Raw genomic sequence first — 14,592 nt, 5'->3', positions numbered from 1 at the left:
TTTCTCCGGCTTTCAGGGCTTCCAGCCCGCCCGCCATGGCAATCAATTGCTCAGCCATAAAGCCCGTGCTGACCGACACGTCGTACAGCTTCAGACCCAGCATGTCGAAAGAGTCGTTGACGCTGTAAAGGTTGTTGACGAAGGTTGTCAGCGCTTCGAAGTTGTAACTCTCCAACCCCGAACCGGTCGCCGTATTGATTGCCGAGACAGCCGAGTCGCCCAAACCAGCGAACCATTTATCCAGCTCTTCCTGGACAGCTTCCGCTGTCTTGCCTTTGGTGCTGATCTTGGTGGCCGCCACGTTCAGCCCGTCGAAGACCGACTCGCTGAGTTGAACGCCGAGTGCCGAAAACAGCCCCATGGAATTAAGCAGCTTGTCGTTGTACGCAGCACCGAGAGCGTTTTCCGTCTCGGCGTCCAGCTCGCTGTAGCGCGTGCGCTTCTTGCTGCTGGAGAACAGGCCGCCTTTCTTCTTCTGGTAAATGTACTGCTGAGCATCGAACTCGCCATCATCTACGCCGAGCGAGATACCGCCGTCCTTGGTTTCCCAAGCGCCGCCGAACAGCTTCTTGCCCACCGCACCCCAAACCGCCTGGTGCAAGGTTGATCCGCTGATGATTGCAGCCAGCTTGCCACCCACCAGCTTGCTGTTGATTTTGTCGGTCAGCTCCATGATTCCGGATTGCAGGGCAATCGGTGCCATGGTGGCCTTGCCCAGCGCAGTGTCGCCGCCAGTGGCCTGCATCTCGCTCATGCTTGGGCGAACCCCGGCATCGTACAGCTTGCCGGACTGGTACATGCCCATGATGACTGCCAGTGGCCACATTGCTGCTGCACTGCTGAGTGCGCCCGAGATTGACGCGGCAATACCTTGAGAGGCCGCCGCCGTGGTTGCACCGGCCACGCCGATGTTCGTACCAATAGAGGCCGCACCCTCGGCAATAGCGCCCTGAAGTGCAGCCGCCGTGATCCCTTCGGCGCCCACCGTCGCAGCGGCAGCAGCGGCCTGAGCAGCAGTCACCCCAGTCAAAGCGGCGGTAGTCGCAGCAGTCCCGGCAGCGGTCGCCCCCGTGATAGCGATATTGCCGCCAATCAAGCTGGTGAAACCACCACTCAATGTGCTGGCGATGTTGGACAGCATGTTGCCGTAGTAGCTGGCACCGCCTGAGATCGCGCCGCCGATACCGCCCGATGCGTAGCCAGAAGCCACGGACGAGCCAACGCCGGTGATGGTGTTCCAGGCTGAAAGCAGGTTTTGACCGAGACCGGCCAGGCCACTGAACAGGCCGCCACCTCCCGAACCGTTCGACGACGAACCGCTGAAAAGCGAGGCAATACCTCCCCCGCCACCAGCCCCAGCACCACCACCGAGCAGCGAGTTCAGCAGCGGCGTAACCACCTGAGTCTTGATGATTATCCGTGCGATGTCCGCAATGATCGAGTCAGCAAGATCCTTGAACGACAGCTTCCCACCGGTTACGAAATCAACCAGCGAGTCTTCCATCCCGTGGAATGCGTTATCGAACAGGTCATAGGTCTGACCGGCAATGTTGCCTGCTTCATCTACGTAGTCATGCCAGGCATCGTTGGCTCCGTTTGACCAGTCTGCCTGGGCGCGGTCGAGGTCCTTGTAGAACTGCTCCTGATCGCCCAGGCGAATATCCAAAGCGTCCTTAATGCTCTGGGTTTCCCTGTCATACAGTTCGGTATCGGCGCTGGTTGGATTGACGATCTTGTTGTAGTCATAGGTCAGCTTCGTCAGCTGTTTTTGATAATCCTGGCGGATTTTCAAATCTTCACGAAGGCGCTCCCTGCCTTTCTGACCCATGCCAATGCCAGCCAACTCGTTGGATAGCCCCTCCCTCGACAGATTTAGTTGGTTGGTCAGGTTCTCTTGGAACGCCAGTAGCTTGGCGGAGGTTTCCAATTCCTCTTTTTTGAGCGCGTTCAGCTTTTCCTGTTCGGCACTCTGTGTCTTTACCGCTGTGATCTGGTCAGCTTTTGCCAGAAGGCTTTGCTGATCGGCCGTGAGCGTCTGCTTGGTCTTGATGTTTGCGAGCTGCTGCTCCCATTCGATCAGGTCCTTTGCTGCAGCCCCGAGCGCTTTGGTGCCGATACCCTGCTGATCAATCAGCGAAGACTGCTCCATCAATACGGCGTATTGTTGTTTGGCCTGATCGAGAGCCTTGGTGCCGGCGTCTTCTGTGTAGGCCTTCTCCTTTTTAGCCGCCGCTTCCTTGTAGGTGCTGTTTTCGCGAATGGCCTTGTAGGCCGCCGCCTCCTGCTCGGCAGTGATGGTGTAGCCAGCCAGGCGCGCTGCTGCTATGCGCTTTTCCTCATCCTCAAGCGCCTTGTTCATTTTCTGAGTCTTGGAAAAATTGCCTTCGATGCTTTTTTGGAAGCCGTCGTAGGCGGCGAGGCCCTCCCTTTGAATTCGAGCGTTTTCCCCCTCGGCCTTTCCTTGGTCGACGAGAACTTCGCGCTGCTGCTCGAGCAACTTCAGTCGCTGCTCGAGGAACTTCGTAGATTGGCTATTTTGCCCGAGGTCATCTGGGAAGAGCTTGGAGACAAAGCTATCCTTTCGGTCGGCTAACAACTGCTTGGTATTAGCAATCTGCTCATCAAGCGACTGAGTTCGCCCGACCCCAAGCATCGCATCCCAGCTATCTTTCGCGGCTTTGGTGATTCCGCCCCAAGCCTTCTCCACAATCCCAAGGCTGTCGCGCATGGTTTTAGATCGCGCATCAAGAGCCTTTGCATAGGCCTCTTGGGCGATAGATGCGGCCGCTTCCTTCTCGCCCATGTCCTGTGCTGCGCGGATCTGTTCGTAAACAGACGCTGTGAGGAAGTTGTATTTTTCATTGAGCGCCGCGACGGCTTTTACCGGGTCATCCGCAAGGGCCGCAAACTCGGAAACAGTGTCGGATACAGCCTTTCCGGTAGCCCGCTCGAAGCTTATGGCTGACGTTGCGATCTGCTCAAAACCATCACTGGCAATTTTCCCGTTTGATGCTAGCAGCGCTAACGCTGCGGCTGCTTCGCCCGTTGTGCCTACGGTGGATCCGATTCTTACAGCCATACTGGCCAGCGCATCGGTTGTTGTGCCTGCTGCGTTGCCCGTGGTGACGATAGATAGGCGGTAGGCGTCGGCCTCCTTTGATCCTTGGTAGTAGGCCACGCCAAGCGTGCCGATCGCGGCTGCAGCCACGGTTAACGGACTGATCAGGCCGAGGACATAACCACCCAGTGCCTTGGCCGCCGGACCCGCGCCGCCAAACATATCCTTGAGCTGGCCGCCTTGCTGCAGGAATACAGTGAGTGGCGCCTGGCCGCCCTGCAGTGACGTGGCGATGTCGGTGAACTGAGCAGGGACGCCGCGCAATGCGGCGGCTGTCGCCTTGGCAGACATTCCGGTTTTATTAAGGTCGCTGTTGAAGCCTGTCAGCGCCGAGCGTGTTGATTTCAGCTTGTCCTGATAATCGTTGTACGTGTCGAGGTCAATCTTGCCGGACTTGCGCGCTTTGGCGAGTGCCAGCTCCTGCTTCTCAAGCTCGTTCATCTTGCGAGTGAGCGGATCGATGCTGCTCAGCAGCTGCTCGATCTCTTCGCGCTCGTCCTCGATGGACTTACTCGCCTTTTCGGCGCCCTTACCCATCGACTCCATGCCGTCGCGCGCTTTGTCCATTGCAGGCTTGATGCTGAGCCCGGCATCTTCAAGCGCCCCCAGCGCCTTGCGAACATCGGTAGCCTTCTGCTCGGCATCCCGGCTATCTAGCTCTATTACCAGGCGCGAGGTCTGAGTCATTGCTTTTCTCCGGGCAATAAAAAACCGGGCAAAGTGCCCGGTCTGTTGGTAAATTCTTCCGCGTTTAGGCGGCGCAACCCCTGATTAGCTCGATTCGGAATGCGCGATCACATAATCCATAGAGCGCTCAATTCTTTTGTTCTGCTCCATGTAGGCTTCCACGTCCTGCTTGTTGATATGGTTGTACACGTTGTCCGTCTTCGGATCGATTGTCGCAAGAAACGCCTTGATCTTTCCCCGGTACACATCGTTTGCCTTGGTGAAGGCGCGACATGGCGACACGTCGTCTTTCTGAACTGACGCCTCGCAGGCTGCGCCGTGCTGCGCCGCGACCTTACCGGCCGCCATTAGCGCGTCATAAGCATCAACCACGGGATCAGCAAAGGCGCTAGAGCAGACCAGCAGCAAGCCAAAAACAGCGACATTCATTTTCATCAGTGGCACTCCCTGTAAATGACATCAATCTATCATTTACAGGAAGTCGCTACTCATCCTTCTCACTCATCACGATGTAATCGAGGGCAAACATAACCTCGTCAACCTCATCGCGCGGCATCGGCGCCGGGTGAGCCTCCAGCCAGTCGCTGATCTCCCGGGCGGACAGTGGCAAGGGGAAAGCCCCCGCCATGCTCGACACCATCCGCCTACCCCGGCACACGTTGCGAAACGTGTTCAGCAGGTAGGCAGTGATTGGGTCGATCTCCGGCTCTTCAGGAACTTCGATTTTTAGGCTGGCGTAGACGGCGCTTCGCTTTTCTGTTTTGCCCGACCACTCCCTTTCCCACTCGAAGCGGGCGATGGCTTTCCCATGGTCTCGGCCAGCTCTTCTTTCAACTCGCCAGCGAAGGCCGAGGCGGACTTGATAACGAAAATGAAGAAGTCGATGTCTCCTTCCAGCATTTTCGCGCCGAGTTCCTGGGTGTATTTGAGCGGATTGCCTTCTTCGTCCAGGGCGCCTTCCCAATCTTTTAGGATGAAGGTCGCCAGCAATGCGCACTGAGTGTCGTGCTCTTTCTTTTCGCCTTCTACTACGCCGACGTCGCCCTCACCGAAGCGGGCGTCATTGTTGCGCAGGCGGCGGCGAGCGCGCTCCAGGGCCACTTGATAATTCTTGTCGTCGATGCCGACCAGCTGAATCTTGGTGTCAGCGTCGTAATCGAACCACTTTGCTTCGGTGTTATTTTCCGATTTCTTTTTCAGTTGCAGAGCCATTGGTAAATCCTCTACGCCACGCCAAAAAGGACTGCCCCGGCTGGCGTAATCGCCGGGGCAGTCAAAGGGTTTGATCGGTTACGCGGTAACGGTGATGGTCGATGTCGACGTCTTGGTACCGTCGGCGGTGCTGGTTGCGGTGATAACGGATGTGCCGGCCGATACTGCGGTGACCAGGCCGGAGCTGCTGACCGTTGCAACAGATGGCGTTGCGCTGGACCAGGTGACGGTCTGGGTCGAGCCGGACGGCAGAACAGTCGGAGTCAGTTGGCGGGTTGCGCCGATGACAACGCTTGCAGTCGTTGGAGCCACAGCAACCGATGCCACTGCATCAGCAGGCGTGCGGGTGATGGTTGGTGCCAGCTTCGAGACGGTGTAGTTCAGCGTCACCTCGATCAGGTCACGCTTGCCGCCGTTCGGCAGGTCGCCGTCGATCTCCAGCGCCGGGAAGTCGAAGGTGTATTCGTTGCCAAGGCTGTCGGTGATCGGGAACGAAACCGCAATCGGTGCCCGGGTGAACTGGTTTTTCCAGAGCTGCCACGCGCGATTCGACCAGGCCAGGGTGATGCTGCCGGTGATGGCCGCTTCGGTGGCGATGTGAGCGCCAGGGCCGAGCTTGCCGTTACCCAGGCAGCGTTGAGTTTGCAGGCTGTTGTCCAGGTTGATCGACATGGCTGATACGCACGCAACGCCTTCCAGCGAGGCACCATCAACCAGCAGAGTGCCAACGTTGATGTTCGACATGAACGGTGTAGCAGTCGGCGGGTTGATCGCGGTGACCATGTTGCTGTCGCCGTCCGCGTAGTCCAGGCCCATCATGGTGAACGTGGCGGTGATCTTGCCGTCAGACGGGATGTCCAGGGCGAAGGTCGACACATGCATACCCTTAAACAGGGTGAACACGTTCACATCGCTGTAGTTCTTGGCGACGGTGAAGGTGTGCCGGGTATCGCCGACGGTCAGGACGTTGCCGGTCCAGGTGCCGTAGAAGGCAGCCTCGAACAGCTTGTCGAACGTGCCATACGAAAGCTCGGCAGTCAGGTCGCCCTGAATGTCAGTGCTGGTGGCCACCGAGCCCTGGCTTACGCGCGAATCAGTGATCTCGTCGCTTGCCTGGGTGTTGACGGTGGGTGACAGGGTGTTGCCGGTCAGTCGAAGCGTGTCGAATGTGCCGGTGGGGGTTACGCCGGGTGTTACCTCGGCAATCAGATAACTCGTGACTTTGGCGCCGGAGCTCATTTTTTCCACCTTTCTGTGGGCATAAAAAAACCCGCTCAAGGCGGGTGGGATTGGTGTTGCTGGGTCAGCCGGCGCGGAACCGGATGTTCACGTTGATCTGATAGAAACCTTCGAGCTCGCCAGCGATGATCTGGCTGCCCTCCATGCACTCAAGGTCGCCGGAGGACCAGTAGCCGAAGTGGGCTATCAGTGCATCGGTCAGGTCGTTGATGGCCTTGGTGCCGGTGCGCACCCTGGCGAAGCACTGAATGGTGATAATTCCAGGCCTTCGGGTGTGTGGCTTGTCTGCCATGCCTGCCATGAAGGCCGTTGCATGCTGGATGACCAGCCGGCACCAGAGGCCAGCGGCTGGAGTGGCAAACACCTCTGGCTGGTTCTGGTGATCTATTCGTTCTTGCGCGATGCCGGTAAAGGTCGCCATGCGAGACTTGACCGCCAGCCTGATTTGCTCGTAGGTCATTCTCGGTAGGCCTCGGACACGCCAACAAAGGCAAGTTCATAAACCCCGCTCGGTGCCTGGGTCGAATGCCCAAGCTCGATGCGCTCGGCATAGGGCAGGTTCGTCTGGATGAATACCTGCGTGTAGGGCTCAAGGCCAGACAGCACAGCCATGCCGCGATTGATCGTGTCTGCGCCACCCGGGTCGACGGTGTTGGTGACGGTGTAAACGGGACTTCCGATGCTAACGATGTGGCTGCCGCGAAACCTACCGCCGACGTAGCCAGGTGGTGGCGGATTCTTCCAGAGCGCTGGGTTACCGACCGGAGAGCGCAGCACCACTTCATTCAGCAGCGCCATGGCGATGACCCGAACGCGCTTGCCCACCTCATCATCGATCAGGTCAGCGAATGCTGTCGGGGGAATACTCCATCCGCTGCCCATTACGTCTTCCTCAGCTGAATTTGATAGGTCGCCTGAGCCGGGTCGACCTGCACGTTAACCACGTCGTAATCGTTGATCTTGTGGCCGATGTCCGGGATACCGGTCGTTTCGTTGGTCAGCGCGATCAGCAGTTGGTCGGTGGCACGGATGTTCGCGCCGTCCACCCTGTCGAGCTTGAAGCCGTCGAACACGCCGCGCCCGCTGTAGGCGATGACAACTGGATCACCACCGGTTTCGGTAACCGGATCCCATGCTCCCGGGATGGTGATGCCGCCCGTGAAAGGCAGCACCGCATCAGCCAGGTCAGTGTCGAACGCCTCAGCCAGATCAGCCTGGATCTCTTCGCGAATGCCCATGGCTCACCTGTAGACGTTGAAGCTGAATGCGCTTGCCATCCAGGGGTTGAGCAGGGCCAGGGCGAACTGAACGCCGTCGGGCAGCGCAATGGTCTTGCTGGAGTCGAACGAGGCAAAGGTCTTGCTGGTGGTAACCGAACCGGCTTTCACCGTCTTGGCTTCCAGCACGCCCTCTGTCGTCTGCTGGTACAGCTTTCCGAGCGCGGCGGTCTGGGCAAGTTCGGCCCCGGCCAGCTTCACGTCTTCGGGAATGGCATCCATGTCGATGCCGACCAGCTTGAGGGAGGTCAGATAGGCGTTGGCCTGCATGACCGCGCGCACCTTCTTGTCCTCGGTGGTCCATGTCGCGCCGAGGATGGTGTCTACGTCCGCCACGGTGATGTAGGTTGCCATCTGGCCTCCGCTTGAATGAGTGGGGCCGGAGCCCCGGGTGTTACTTGGACTTCGCTTTCGCGGCTTCGGTTTTTTCGCCGCCACCGTTGTTTCGAGCCGCAGATTCGTCCGAATCCGTCCTCGCGGAATCAACACCACCGGTCTCGCCCACGGTCTGAGGGCCGACGGTGACATTGCCCTCGGTACCGGCAAAGCCCCACCGGGCCTTGAGGTTCGGGTCGATGTGATTGTCTTTTTGAACGGGCATGTCGTGTCTCCTTCAATTGCCCAGCCCCCGGAGGGGCCAGGCAGCAATTACGCCGCAGTTACGAGCGAGGTGATGAATGCCATAGGCACCTGCTTGCGAGCGAACTTGCGCTCCCAGTTGGTGGCCAGGGCCAGGTCCGCCCAGTTCGCCGAGATCGGGCGAGTGGTGGTCGGGGTGCCGGTGATCGTCGCGCTGGTGAACGAGAAGCCCAGCGGGTGCACAACGAAGTTGCGACGAGTCCACAGAGTTTCGGTACCGCCACCGTTGCCGCGATCCGGAGCACGGTCGTATTCCAGGCCGTCTTCGCCTTCCGGCTGTGCCTCGGCGTAACCGATCGCACCAGGGCCGAAGATGATCGACAGGTACTTGGCAGTCGGCCCGGTGCCGATTACCGGCAGGCCGTCGTCCAGCACAACACGCATGCCCTGGAAGCGACCGAACTCTGGGATCTGGTCCGCAATCGGGGTGAAGTCGATCTGGTTCTGAATCGACAGCTCGGTGTGCACCGCCGAGTGCATGGCGATCACGCTCAGGCCGCCCAGCTGGCCACTGTAGTCGCCCATGGTGCCCTTGGCGCGAATCACGGCAGCCGGGCCGATGATGCCCCCGGCGTCCACGACCATGTCGCCACCGTTGGAGGCGATGTTGTCGTTGTAGATGCCGACTGCGGTGGCGATGGTGCGGCGCTGGGCAACACGCTGCCAGTAGGAGATCAGGCGGCCGGCCACGAACTCCAAAGGATCCTGCTTGGTGATGTTCTTCACCAGGTTCATGCAGTTCCAGCCTTCGTTGAGGTACGCAGCGCGCGCCTGCATGAAGGCACTGGTGACCGAAAGCGGTACAGCGATGTCGGTGTACACGTCGTTCGAGTAGTTCGATTCGATAGACGCATCCAGGTCAACCCACCACGGAATGGTGAAGGTGTTGGACGGGCTGGCCAGCAGAGTGGTCATGTCCGAATTGGTGGTCAGGATGCCCGACTCGAAGAACGCGGTGCGCTCGACGCTGTTGACGCTGATGTAGTCGCGCAGTTCGTCGCGAAACACGACGTCCGAGAGAATGGTAGGCATTGCGGAAGATCCTTTTAATCGGCCTTAGCAGCGGCTTTCATGCGCGCGTGCTCGGCGGGGTTGGTTCGGCGGAGTTCAACTTTCTCCATACCGGTCATTTGTTCCCACGTTTTGGTGGCCCCGCCACCCTTCCCCCCGGTAGCCCCGCCACCGTTTGCTTGCGTGCCGCGCACCAATGCTGCGTAGCGCGGCGCTTGCTGGAATTCTTTAGCCAGGTCATCGAGTGTTGCGATGGTCAGGTTGCCGGATGCGTCCGTTACCTTGACCTGGCCTTCTACGATCTTCAGGCGGCGCTCAACGAACTCAGCCAGGATCTCGGCGTTCTCACCGTCGGCAATGCCGGTGGCGATCTTGCTGGCTGCTGCGCTCAGGTCGCGGCGCTCAACCCGGGTCGTGATCTCCAGGTTCTTGGCGCGCTCTGCCTCCAATGCCTGCTGGGCGCTGGTGTAGAGCTGCTCGAACTCGCCATTGGCGCGCTGCGACTCTTCCTGCAGGCGCCGCTGCTCTGCCTCGGCCGCATCGCGCTTGCGCTTCTCCTCCTTTTTCTCGGTAAGTAGCGTCTGCACTTGGTTGCGCAGGCCGTCGAGGTCAGCACCGCCAGTAGGCAGCCCCTCAACAGTCAGCACGTAGTCTTCACCCTGGGCTTTGTAGAAAGCCTGCATGGATGGTTCGAGCGCGTCGTATGCAGCCTTGTCGATCAGGTATTTCATGTCATCCCCCGGATGATTTGCCGTTGGCTCAGCCGCAGGCATAAAAAAACCGGCGCTCGGCCGGCTGTTTGATGATTCGTTGTCAGATGCCTGCTCGCTCGAAGGCGCGCGGCTCCAGGTCTTTCAGTTGCTGCAGGGTCAACGTTTTCCCATTCGAATCCACGAACTTGTCGAGGGTCAGGTTGCCTTTCGTGAACAAGGCGTACCGGTTCGGCCCAAGCACATCGCGCTGAAAGGATGCAGGCTGGCGCGAAAGCCACTCCTGATAGCTCGTATTGCTGGATACCAGCGTGACGCCGTCAGGGCCGACTGAGGGCCGGGTAGATCCGGGAATCTCGCGGGCAAACTGATCTTTCAGCACGGGCAGCGCGCTCGATCGGCAATTCCAGTGTCCAGGCGGCTTAGGATCTTCCCATCCGTAGATGTGTTGATCCCTCGCCTGACACATGGCGCTGGTCTTGCTGTCGAGCGTGGAGATCCAGCGCCATCCCTGCAGGATGTCGTCGTTGGCCTTGAGCGTTTCCATGCGCGCCGTGCTGGCGACATGGTTGGTCATGGTGCGAACGAGCGACGATGCCTGATCCTGGTGTAGCTGGTGGATGCTGGTGAGGCGCCGGCCAATCTGCTGGCTGGTCTCGCCCAGGCTTGAGCCAATCTGGATCTCACCGATAATCTCGGCCGCCTTCTTGGTGCCGAACTGGTCGAGCGCGCCGTTGATGCTGATGCGCTGAATGCCCTTGCGAGCCTCCAGCAGCAGAGGATCAGCCAGTGCCGCAGCGCTCACCATCTCGGCAGACGGCACGTTGAGCTGCACAACCAGCTTCACGACCTTGCCCAGCATCGTGGCATTGAACTCGGCCTCGTATGCCGCGAACTCACCCAGGTCGAGCTGCGCCCGGCCCTTCAAGTCGTCGTATATGCCCCGCAAATCGCCTTGGAGCGTTTCTATCTGTGATGTGTAGCGCCTGGTGCCGTAATCGCTCAGACCTGCTGAAACGCGATCCTTTGCCGTCTTGATGGCCTTACTGATGAAGGTCGCCACACGCTTCAGGTTTCCGCCGGCATAACGCTGGACGTAGACCTGGTGCCGGGTGGTGGCGTCCGTCAGGTAGCCTTCACTACTCATCGTTCACCTCGGGCGGCTGATTGGGTGGAGGCTCCCCGGTCACAGGCTCGCTACCCACCACCGGCGCCTCTTCCTCTCGGTCAGAGTCGATTTCTTCGTCCGTGCGATCCGAATCCAGCACGCCGGACTGGCGCAGGTTGGTGCGCAAGTCGCTCTTGGCGATGATCCCCTGTTGCCAGAGCTGCATCTGGGCCAGTATCGCCTGGGCGTCCATGACGTCGTCGAAGAACTCCTGGTTGAGCCAGAACACCGTGCCTTCCTCGTCCACGGCCCCAACCATGAAGCGCTGGGCGTCGAACAAGGACAGGCGCACTGCCTCGCTCACGTTGCCAGCGATGGTGCCCAGGACCGAGTTATCGGAGCTGTAACGGATTCGAACAGCCTCAGCCGTCTCAGCGCCGTTGCCCTGCTGGACGATGCGGGCGCCGATCATGAGCATCTGCTGCTCTTTGTCCTTCATCAACTCGCGGGCCAGCTGGCTTTCATCGGCCTGAAGAAAGATGGCGGAGCCGGTTTTACCGAGGTTGTGACCCCTGCGCGAGCCGATCTGCATCCCGTTCGGGTTCAGCTTGATGAAGCTGTCCGGGTCAATGTCAGTGGTGATGAAAAGCGTGGGCTGCGATGCTATGAATCCCGACTCTTCAACCGTAGCGCTGTTGCCGTAGTGAAGGATGTTCACCTCGGCCAGGTCTTCCAGTGGCGACTTGTCGATGCTGGCGTCGTTGTTCTCTGAGCCGAAGAAGTGGAACGGGATGTGCGCGAATGGCTTGCCAGTCTTGTCCTTGGGCTCTGCCTCTTCGCCCTCGGGATCGTCAGCGCTGTGCACGCTCTGCACGTACCGACCATCACGCAGCATCAGTGCCCGGTATTGATCCTTGGCGGTGAACTCGAAGCCGTCAGGCGTTGCCTCATTGATCTTTTCGTGAAGCACCACCAGCGTCAGCCGACGCACGCCGTCGATCACGTCTTCGCGCCAATTGATGATGCTCTCGGCGGAGTAGAAGTGGATGAAAGCGCGCGAGTTAGCAGCCTGGGCCACGGTGAGCGCGACCTGCCCTTCTGGCAGCTGGACCTTCGGGAAGTCCACCAGCAGCCCGCCGCGCCCAGTGTCGAGGCACTCGCCGGTTGCTTCCTTGCACATCTGCTCGATGCTGGAGCCGTCTCCGCTGGCGTTTTCCAGGAGATATTCAATAGCCGTGGGCAGGCTGATCTCCGCAGTCTTGCGGAACACGGCGCCCAGCAGGCCTGTGCGCGTGCGCCCCACCACGTTCAAGAACATGGCGCGCTTCTTCAGCTGCTCGTACCGCGCCCGATTCTCGTCCGACAGGTTGAGCGGGTCAGGCATCGGCAGGTATTCGTTGTGCTTGCGGATCTCTCGCGGGCCGGCTACGCAACGCTTGACCAGCTGCCAACCGGGCAAGGCATCGCTGTACTCCTGCCTGATGGCGCTGTAGTTGGGCATATGGGCCTCAGAATGTGAATGTTACGGGGATGTGGGTCATCGGCTTGATGATCGGGTAGTCGTGGTGGATGAAATAGCCACCGGCGTCGTTCGCGTGGTCCACGCCTGCCGTCTTGTCTGGCTCGCCGTTGGGCGCCCACACCTGCTGCTCAAGGCCGTCGGCGTATGTCGGGCAGGTGAACGGATTCACCAAATACCGGCGCTCGCCCTGGGCATTGCAGAACATGGCGTTCATGGAGTTGATGCGGTCTTTGACTGGCGGGTTTGCCGCCGGAGCGATCACCGAGAACCCGGCCTGCCGAAGAATGGCAATGTCAGTTTCGCTGGCATTCACCGACTTGCGCGAACCGCCCGAGGCATCCGGGTAGATCCTGATTTCGCAGGTCTTCTCGTAATCCTTGCCGTCGTACCGCCAGTAGCGCTCCTTGATGCGCCTGATCATATCCGGCGTGTCGTAACCATCCACCAGTTCATCAGCCGCCCGGGGCATCCCTTCTCGCTTGACGTGCGTGATGGCCGCCATCTTGCCGACGTTGAAGTCCATTCCGATAAACAGGGGCTCGCCAGGCTGCACAGTGTCGAAGCACTGATTGTGCTTGCGGTCGTACGAGTGATAGATAGACCCGGAAGTCAGGTTGACGAACTGACCATTGAGATAGGCCAGGATCAGCTGCGGCGGGTAAGACTCCATCAGCGACTGGATGTAGTCCGGCGGCAGGTTCAGTTCGTTGTCGAACGTGCTGGCCTGCACCAGGCCGTACATATCACCCAGCGAAGGCTTGTCGCGCACCTGCTTGAGGAACTGCTGGTAGACGAACTTGTAGCCCTCTGGGGTCGTCGTTACGTCCACTCCGTTGCGCAAGCCTGGGGCGTTGTAGCGCATCCGGGCGATGATCTTGCGCCAGGCCTGCTGCGCCTTGACCAAACTCATAACGTCGAGCTCATCGACCAGCGCGTGACCGATCTTGAAGCCGACGATTGTCTGCGGCTTCTCCATGGACCTACATATCACGGTGCCCCGGTATTGGCGGCCACTGTAAACATGCACTTCATGGTTCGACTGATTTATCTCAGTGCGAAGGCCCCAGTCGTGCGCCACCTCTTCCATAGTCGGGTAGAAGATGTCGCGGATCTGGGCATAGGTCGGAGCGAAGTAGCCAGCGTTGATTCGCGGCCACTCCCAGAAGTGTTTGCCCAGCGCCGAGCAGCCTACCCAGGTCTTGCCAGAGCCAAACCCTGCCACGAAGGCACGGAACTTGTGGGGCAGTGCCAAGAACTGGGCTTGAGGTACGTTAAGGCTCGGCATTCGGGCGTCTCGCGTCAGTCACCACCACTTCGATGCGCTGAGGCAACGGGCCTTCGTCGTCAGGGTCGAGTTTCTTGATCATGTCGGCGCGCTTCGACTCAAGGTCACCAATGCGGCCGAGAAGGCGGTTGATGATGTCTTCGTAGCCCTGGCGGCGGCGCTGCAAAGAACTGTTGCTGTAGCCGCCCTCCTCACTTGATCCGCTATTGATTATCTCGGCGTCCAAAACAAGCCCGTCACCGGCCTCTGCCTTTGCCTGAGCCATCAGTGCGCGCCGCAACTGCAGCTTGGCGATCTTGATATCGTCATCCAGCGTGCCGATGCCGATGTCTTCCCAAAGGCCATGCTCATCAGCTGTCAGCGTGTCGGAATAGATTCCGTGCTTGCGGGCGTGCTGGTTGCCTTTGTTGGCCTTAGTGGCCGCCCCGCCGTGTAGCTTGCAGCGAGAGGAACCCGGAACAGCGTGTCGCTTGCATGGTTCCCCGTTGCTGCGCTTCTTTGCGCCGCATAGGGCCATGGTTAAGCCTCATTCATGGGGTGTTTCGCGAATGAATGGTCATTCAACGTCGTTCGAACGCCATTCAATGATCATTCGTCACCATCTGGTGTGTCTGTGCATGTGCATGACCGTGGAGCAATCCAACGATCAGGCCTTGGGGTAGCCCGGCGCTCTTCGCAGCGTCAACGGCTTCGGCGATAGCCTTATCGAGAGCGCTTACAGCAGCGTTGATGTCCTGGCTCAGCGGTAGCGCGTGGCGCAGGCGAGTTACGTTGTCCGGCACTG

General features: G+C 59.4%; 17 protein-coding genes. All 17 read right to left on the bottom strand.

The features are described from left to right. The coding region (locus IEQ42_RS14670; RefSeq protein ID WP_210703989.1) for a phage tail tape measure protein at positions 1 to 3,805 on the bottom strand (3,805 nt) is incomplete at its 3' end. 84 nt (positions 3,806 to 3,889) lie between these two features. Next, positions 3,890 to 4,240, bottom strand: coding sequence for a hypothetical protein (locus tag IEQ42_RS14665; RefSeq protein WP_024013524.1), 351 nt, complete (start codon positions 4,238 to 4,240; stop codon positions 3,890 to 3,892). Positions 4,241 to 4,289: 49 nt separating this feature from the next. Continuing rightward, entirely contained in the window at positions 4,290 to 4,529 is a 240-nt protein-coding gene (locus IEQ42_RS14660) for a hypothetical protein (RefSeq protein ID WP_210703995.1), read from the bottom strand. 2 nt (positions 4,530 to 4,531) lie between these two features. Continuing rightward, positions 4,532 to 5,017: a hypothetical protein gene (locus IEQ42_RS14655; RefSeq protein WP_210703988.1), complete on the bottom strand. Its 486-nt coding sequence runs from the start codon at positions 5,015 to 5,017 to the stop codon at positions 4,532 to 4,534. A gap of 78 nt (positions 5,018 to 5,095) precedes the next feature. Then, positions 5,096 to 6,256 (bottom strand): phage tail tube protein, encoded by a 1,161-nt coding sequence (locus tag IEQ42_RS14650; RefSeq protein ID WP_210703987.1) that lies wholly within the window; start codon positions 6,254 to 6,256, stop codon positions 5,096 to 5,098. 64 nt (positions 6,257 to 6,320) lie between these two features. Next, positions 6,321 to 6,716 carry a phage tail terminator-like protein gene (locus IEQ42_RS14645; protein WP_210703986.1) on the bottom strand — a complete coding sequence of 132 codons (396 nt, stop codon included), beginning with the start codon at positions 6,714 to 6,716 and terminating at the stop codon, positions 6,321 to 6,323. Then, complete coding sequence (locus IEQ42_RS14640) at positions 6,713 to 7,138, bottom strand: HK97 gp10 family phage protein (protein WP_210703985.1); 426 nt, start codon at positions 7,136 to 7,138, stop codon at positions 6,713 to 6,715. The genes IEQ42_RS14645 and IEQ42_RS14640 overlap by 4 nt, the downstream gene beginning before the upstream one ends. Next, complete coding sequence (locus IEQ42_RS14635) at positions 7,138 to 7,494, bottom strand: hypothetical protein (protein WP_210703984.1); 357 nt, start codon at positions 7,492 to 7,494, stop codon at positions 7,138 to 7,140. The genes IEQ42_RS14640 and IEQ42_RS14635 overlap by 1 nt, the downstream gene beginning before the upstream one ends. Positions 7,495 to 7,497: 3 nt before the next feature. Further along, entirely contained in the window at positions 7,498 to 7,887 is a 390-nt protein-coding gene (locus tag IEQ42_RS14630) for a protein singed (RefSeq protein ID WP_210703983.1), read from the bottom strand. A 40-nt stretch (positions 7,888 to 7,927) separates the two neighbouring features. Continuing rightward, complete coding sequence (locus tag IEQ42_RS14625) at positions 7,928 to 8,134, bottom strand: hypothetical protein (RefSeq protein WP_024013531.1); 207 nt, start codon at positions 8,132 to 8,134, stop codon at positions 7,928 to 7,930. Between the two features lie 47 nt (positions 8,135 to 8,181). Beyond that, positions 8,182 to 9,204 (bottom strand): coat protein, encoded by a 1,023-nt coding sequence (locus IEQ42_RS14620; protein WP_210703982.1) that lies wholly within the window; start codon positions 9,202 to 9,204, stop codon positions 8,182 to 8,184. A 14-nt stretch (positions 9,205 to 9,218) separates the two neighbouring features. Next, the gene (locus tag IEQ42_RS14615) at positions 9,219 to 9,914 is read right to left on the bottom strand and encodes a hypothetical protein (protein WP_210703981.1); all 696 of its coding nucleotides are present in this window, start codon (positions 9,912 to 9,914) and stop codon (positions 9,219 to 9,221) included. An 82-nt stretch (positions 9,915 to 9,996) separates the two neighbouring features. Further along, positions 9,997 to 11,040 carry a minor capsid protein gene (locus tag IEQ42_RS14610; protein ID WP_210703980.1) on the bottom strand — a complete coding sequence of 348 codons (1,044 nt, stop codon included), beginning with the start codon at positions 11,038 to 11,040 and terminating at the stop codon, positions 9,997 to 9,999. Then, positions 11,033 to 12,502, bottom strand: coding sequence for a DUF4055 domain-containing protein (locus IEQ42_RS14605; protein WP_210703979.1), 1,470 nt, complete (start codon positions 12,500 to 12,502; stop codon positions 11,033 to 11,035). The genes IEQ42_RS14610 and IEQ42_RS14605 overlap by 8 nt, the downstream gene beginning before the upstream one ends. A gap of 7 nt (positions 12,503 to 12,509) precedes the next feature. Beyond that, positions 12,510 to 13,808, bottom strand: a complete 1,299-nt coding sequence (locus tag IEQ42_RS14600) for a terminase large subunit domain-containing protein (protein WP_210703978.1) — start codon at positions 13,806 to 13,808, stop codon at positions 12,510 to 12,512. Continuing rightward, positions 13,795 to 14,325: an HGGxSTG domain-containing protein gene (locus IEQ42_RS14595; protein WP_200582986.1), complete on the bottom strand. Its 531-nt coding sequence runs from the start codon at positions 14,323 to 14,325 to the stop codon at positions 13,795 to 13,797. Before IEQ42_RS14595 ends, IEQ42_RS14600 begins: the two co-directional genes overlap by 14 nt. 64 nt (positions 14,326 to 14,389) lie before the next feature. Then, on the bottom strand, positions 14,390 to 14,590 hold the full coding sequence (locus IEQ42_RS14590) for a hypothetical protein (protein WP_210703994.1): 201 nt from the start codon (positions 14,588 to 14,590) through the stop codon (positions 14,390 to 14,392). Positions 14,591 to 14,592: the final 2 nt, after the last annotated feature.

Origin of the sequence: Pseudomonas iridis (assembly GCF_017980685.1) — a bacterium.
GTDB lineage: Bacteria > Pseudomonadota > Gammaproteobacteria > Pseudomonadales > Pseudomonadaceae > Aquipseudomonas > Aquipseudomonas iridis.
The sequence above is the reverse complement of the archived record's forward strand: the minus strand, read 5'-3'. Positions and strand labels throughout refer to the sequence as shown.

Excerpts from the sequence above, each read along its gene's own strand:
- IEQ42_RS14665 (WP_024013524.1), bottom strand. The coding sequence starts at position 4,240 with ATGAAAATGAATGTCGCTGTTTTTGGCTTGCTGCTGGTCTGCTCTAGC.
- IEQ42_RS14655 (WP_210703988.1), bottom strand. The coding sequence starts at position 5,017 with ATGGCTCTGCAACTGAAAAAGAAATCGGAAAATAACACCGAAGCAAAG.
- IEQ42_RS14650 (WP_210703987.1), bottom strand. The coding sequence starts at position 6,256 with ATGAGCTCCGGCGCCAAAGTCACGAGTTATCTGATTGCCGAGGTAACA.
- IEQ42_RS14645 (WP_210703986.1), bottom strand. The coding sequence starts at position 6,716 with ATGACCTACGAGCAAATCAGGCTGGCGGTCAAGTCTCGCATGGCGACC.
- IEQ42_RS14640 (WP_210703985.1), bottom strand. The coding sequence starts at position 7,138 with ATGGGCAGCGGATGGAGTATTCCCCCGACAGCATTCGCTGACCTGATC.
- IEQ42_RS14635 (WP_210703984.1), bottom strand. The coding sequence starts at position 7,494 with ATGGGCATTCGCGAAGAGATCCAGGCTGATCTGGCTGAGGCGTTCGAC.
- IEQ42_RS14630 (WP_210703983.1), bottom strand. The coding sequence starts at position 7,887 with ATGGCAACCTACATCACCGTGGCGGACGTAGACACCATCCTCGGCGCG.
- IEQ42_RS14625 (WP_024013531.1), bottom strand. The coding sequence starts at position 8,134 with ATGCCCGTTCAAAAAGACAATCACATCGACCCGAACCTCAAGGCCCGG.
- IEQ42_RS14620 (WP_210703982.1), bottom strand. The coding sequence starts at position 9,204 with ATGCCTACCATTCTCTCGGACGTCGTGTTTCGCGACGAACTGCGCGAC.
- IEQ42_RS14615 (WP_210703981.1), bottom strand. The coding sequence starts at position 9,914 with ATGAAATACCTGATCGACAAGGCTGCATACGACGCGCTCGAACCATCC.
- IEQ42_RS14610 (WP_210703980.1), bottom strand. The coding sequence starts at position 11,040 with ATGAGTAGTGAAGGCTACCTGACGGACGCCACCACCCGGCACCAGGTC.
- IEQ42_RS14605 (WP_210703979.1), bottom strand. The coding sequence starts at position 12,502 with ATGCCCAACTACAGCGCCATCAGGCAGGAGTACAGCGATGCCTTGCCC.
- IEQ42_RS14600 (WP_210703978.1), bottom strand. The coding sequence starts at position 13,808 with ATGCCGAGCCTTAACGTACCTCAAGCCCAGTTCTTGGCACTGCCCCAC.
- IEQ42_RS14595 (WP_200582986.1), bottom strand. The coding sequence starts at position 14,325 with ATGGCCCTATGCGGCGCAAAGAAGCGCAGCAACGGGGAACCATGCAAG.